Raw genomic sequence first — 4343 nt, forward strand, 5'->3', positions numbered from 1 at the left:
ACAAAGTATAAAAAAAATTGCTAAATTAATGCTTTATCAAAGTTCGTTGCATTTTTGCGTACTACTGAATTTCCGTTGGAAATTCCTCGCACACAAAATCGCAACTTTCTTTATACACAAACGTTAGCTTTAATGCATTAGCAAGTTTTCGAAATCGGAATTCTAAAACAGAAAAAGGAATTTTAAATTACTAAAAAATAAAAAAATGGAAACAGATAAAAGAAATTTCATAAAAAATCCATCGATAAAGAATTTGGTTTTATTTACTTTATTGTGGTTTGTTGGAATATTATTACTGACATTATGCACAACTGATTTGTTTACTGAAAGTTTTTTTCGAAAAAAGTATGTTATGATTTACTTTTTAATGACAAGTTCAACAATAGCGACAGGGAGACTTTACTTTAATTATTGGAAAAATAAAAATCTGAATTCTCACTCAAATGCGGAATAAAAATCATGGCGGAGTTTTTAGCTCGTTTGTGGAATCGAAATCTGAATTGAAAAGGGCAATTTCACCCAATCGGAATTTGGCAAATTGAGGAATTGTTTACTCGTAATCTGAATTAAAAATATTACAGAGTTTGAGTACGTTTACGGAATGAAAATCGAGCTGAATAACACATAAAATGCGGAATTAAAAAGCAGATTGAAAAAAGAAAATAATAACGAGAAATTAATCGAAAAAAAAGCACTAAAAGCTAACACCGTACATAATTAATTGCTTGATAATCGCTTACTTTGGAAAGTCCTCGCGCACTTTTTATTCTGTAGTTATTTATTATCTTTAGTGATTAACCGTCGCAACTAACCATGTACAAACACGGTAGCCAATTTAAAAATGAGCCTAAATCAAACAATAATTTCAAATTTAGAAAGCCTATTTCTGAATAACTATAGAGAAATTGAACACGCTTCACTTTCTCAATGGATTGATTTACTAAAAACAGAAAACCCAGATGTATTTAGTATTAACGAACAAAAGACGGTTAAACTTTACGACGAATTTATAATTGAAAATTTTGAAAGAGCGAAAAAAAACACAAAACTTTTAGAATGTTATGAAAAAACAATTGAACTAAATATTAATGAAAATGAAATTATTGATAGTTTTTCAAAAGACCTAATATTATCATTTGAAAAAATCAAAAAAGGGATTAAAAAAATTGAAGACTCAAAGATTCAAATAATCATTCTTACTTATGACTTTGAGCCTTATGCTTGGATCAGTGGATTTGGAGAAGGTCAGTATCCAATTTTAGAAAAACCTGAATACTTTGATTTTAATTACAAAAAAGACTTCTTTGAGATTTTAGGACGTGTTGATTATTCTAAAGTTTGGAGCAACTTGATAGAATTAGAAAAATATTTGGAAGAAGCCGAAATATTTAATGATATTTTTGAAACAGATTTTTATCAAAATTTGAGAAATTCCTACATCTATAAAACCTATTTACTAATGAATAAGGCTTTTAAACAAAATCAAGGAGAACTATTTAGTGGATTGAACATTAAAAAACCATTATTTATTTATGGAAACGAGCACGATTGTGAGAAAATAAATATATACAGTTATGAATAAAAACTGGCTACAACACCGTACAAAATTAATTGCTTTAGTTTTGGCTTATTTAGGAAAGTCCTAGCGGACTTAATATTCAGTTATTATTTATTAACATTATCGCTTAACCACAGCAAAAAATCTTGTACAACAACGTTATGTTTCATTGCTCGGGAAAATCTAAAGGCTAATTAAACTTGAATGAAAAACAAGAATTTAAACTATATAACATCTGAATTCTTGCCAGCATGTTGAATAGAAAATCTCTGCGGAATTTGAGACCGTTTATGAAAACTGAATTGCATGCTGAACAGTCTCTCGCTAATTACCAATCAAACGGAATTTAGCAAAGTGCGGAATTGAGAATCTACCGGAAGTAAAACGTGTGAAATTACTCAAACTTTAAAAAGCGGAATTTTTTCGGAAAATTTTTCATAAATTAGTGTTTTAAAATTAACAATGTAGGAATTTACAAAATTGCGGAAAATTTGAAAGCGGAATTAAAACGTGCTTACTCAAGTGCCTCGCAACAAAACATAACACTATATAAAAAAAATTGCTAAATTGGTGCTTTAACAAAGTTTATTGCTTTTTTACCAACTTCTGAATTTCCGTAGGAAATTCCTCGTTGTCAAAAAATGCAACTATTTTTATACACAAACGTTATATGCAAGGCAAAAAAAACTTTAGTACTTCAAAAAAGATATGACAAAATCAGCACATTTTAAAGTCGACCCTAAACTAGCCGAATTATTAGGCGAAACATATCGTTCAGTTGAAGAAGCTACAAAGGAATTAATAGACAATGCCTATGACGCGGACTCTGAAAATGTCAAAATCATACTTCCCGATGAATTAACGCCTGACCCTAAAATTATAATAGAAGATGATGGTTCTGGAATGAAAGAAATGGAAGTCCGAAATGAGTACTTAAATATCGCAAATAGCAGAACTTCTCGAAAAGGTAATACGACTTTTAAGAAAAAAAGAAAAGTCAAAGGGCGGAAAGGAATTGGTAAGTTTTCAGGTTTAATGGTTGCTAGTCAAATGACTATTGAAACTTTTGTCAATGGTAAAATGACTTCTTTAACAATCAATAAAGATGACTTATCAAAAGCTGGATATGATTTAGAAAAAGTTCCGCTTCCTATAAAAGTTTCTGATTGTGACAAAGCTAAACACGGAACCAGAATTACTCTTGAGGGAATAAATCAAAACTTCAATTTTCCAAATCCAGAAAGATTAAAAGAAATACTAATTCGTGATTATGGTCGTGAAATGGATTTTAATATTACGATAAATGGAGAAGATATTGGTGTTTTAGACCTTCAAGGCAAATCATATTCAGAGAGAATTGAATTACCGAATGGTAAGATGGCCACATTAAATTATACCATAACTGAAAAACCTATCAAGCAGTCCGGCATTGCTATTAGAGTTAACAATAAAATAATTGGAAGACCTCAAAACTTCCTTTCAGAAGATGAAATAATTCCTAAAAAATTACAAAATCGAGTTTACGGAGAAATAGTTTGTGATGATTTAGAGGATGATTTAACAGCAGATTTTGGTGCTGTAATTGATAATAGTAAACTTTATAATTCACTTACTGCAAATACAACAGAACAGTTAAGAAAATCAGTTGACGAAGTTTTTGTTACAGATATGAAAATGGCAAAGGCTCGTTATCAAAGAAAAATAAACAAAGAACTCGAAAAGCTTCCAGAATATAAACAACCTTTTGCAAAGAAAGCCTTATACAAAGTTTTAGAAAAATTTTATGGAGAAACAGAAGACAGAATAAATACAGTTATTTCTGTTATGGTTTCTGCAATGGAAAAAGATTATTATTGGGAAATCGTGCAAAATATTGAAGAGACTAGAACTGGAGATGTTGAAAAATTTGCAGAAGCACTATCTGATTTTGGTTTTTTAGAAATGAGCATCATTACAAATCAGGCAATTAATCGATTAAGATTTTTAGATGAACTTAATATTTTAATCGAAAATCCAAAAACGCTAGAATCAACAGTTCATACTGCATTTGAAAAAAACACTTGGCTTTTTGGAGATGACTATTCTGTAATATTTTCAGACCAAGGTTTAAAAAGCTCAATTGAAAAAGTAATTAATAAAACCTATAAAGGAGATAAACCTGATGATAGACCTGACATTCTATTTGGTAGAAATATAACGAGGTCTTTAGTTTTAATAGAGTTTAAAAGACCGAGTTTTACTTTAAATAGAGATACTGAAGCACAAGCATTAAAATATCGTGATGAATTAAATGTATATTTTCATAGTCAGAAAATAGAAATTATACTTTTAGGTGGTAAGGTAAAAGGTATAATCAGTTCGCATAATGAACGTGGAGATGTTCTCTATCGTACTTATGTTGACTTGATAAGTGTAGCTCGACAAAAATTGAATTGGCTTTTAGACGAATTAAAAAGTGCGTAAAGCCCTGCATATAACAACGTATATAGCTCATAGCTAGGCAGTTGATTAATCGAAGTTAAGGTATATTTGCCAGTCCGCCAAATTTTTAAATTTGGCTTATTAGTAAAAAAAGATAATAAGAAAAATTTAAAAATTCGGCTCGTGCTTTATCCGAAACTATTTGTTTAATTTGCACGCTACGAGCCATATACAGAGACGTTAGCAAAAACTGGCTGATTTTCTAAATTAGAAGCTAAAGTCATTTAAAAAAACATTTTGCTTTAAAGTTTGAACCCCAAAATCGGAGAAAAAAATGCGGAACGTGGAACACTCTCTCGCTAAT

General features: G+C 30.0%; 2 protein-coding genes. Both read left to right on the forward strand.

The annotated features are described in order from the left end of the window. Positions 1 to 841: 841 nt before the first annotated feature. Positions 842 to 1582, forward strand: a complete 741-nt coding sequence (locus ES044_RS17800) for a hypothetical protein (protein ID WP_147120688.1) — start codon at positions 842 to 844, stop codon at positions 1580 to 1582. 684 nt (positions 1583 to 2266) lie between these two features. Beyond that, the gene (locus ES044_RS17805; RefSeq protein ID WP_147120689.1) at positions 2267 to 4021 is read left to right on the forward strand and encodes an ATP-binding protein; all 1755 of its coding nucleotides are present in this window, start codon (positions 2267 to 2269) and stop codon (positions 4019 to 4021) included. Positions 4022 to 4343: the final 322 nt, after the last annotated feature.

This window comes from Polaribacter sp. IC066, from assembly GCF_007997085.1.
In the GTDB taxonomy this organism is placed as follows: Bacteria; Bacteroidota; Bacteroidia; order Flavobacteriales; family Flavobacteriaceae; genus Polaribacter.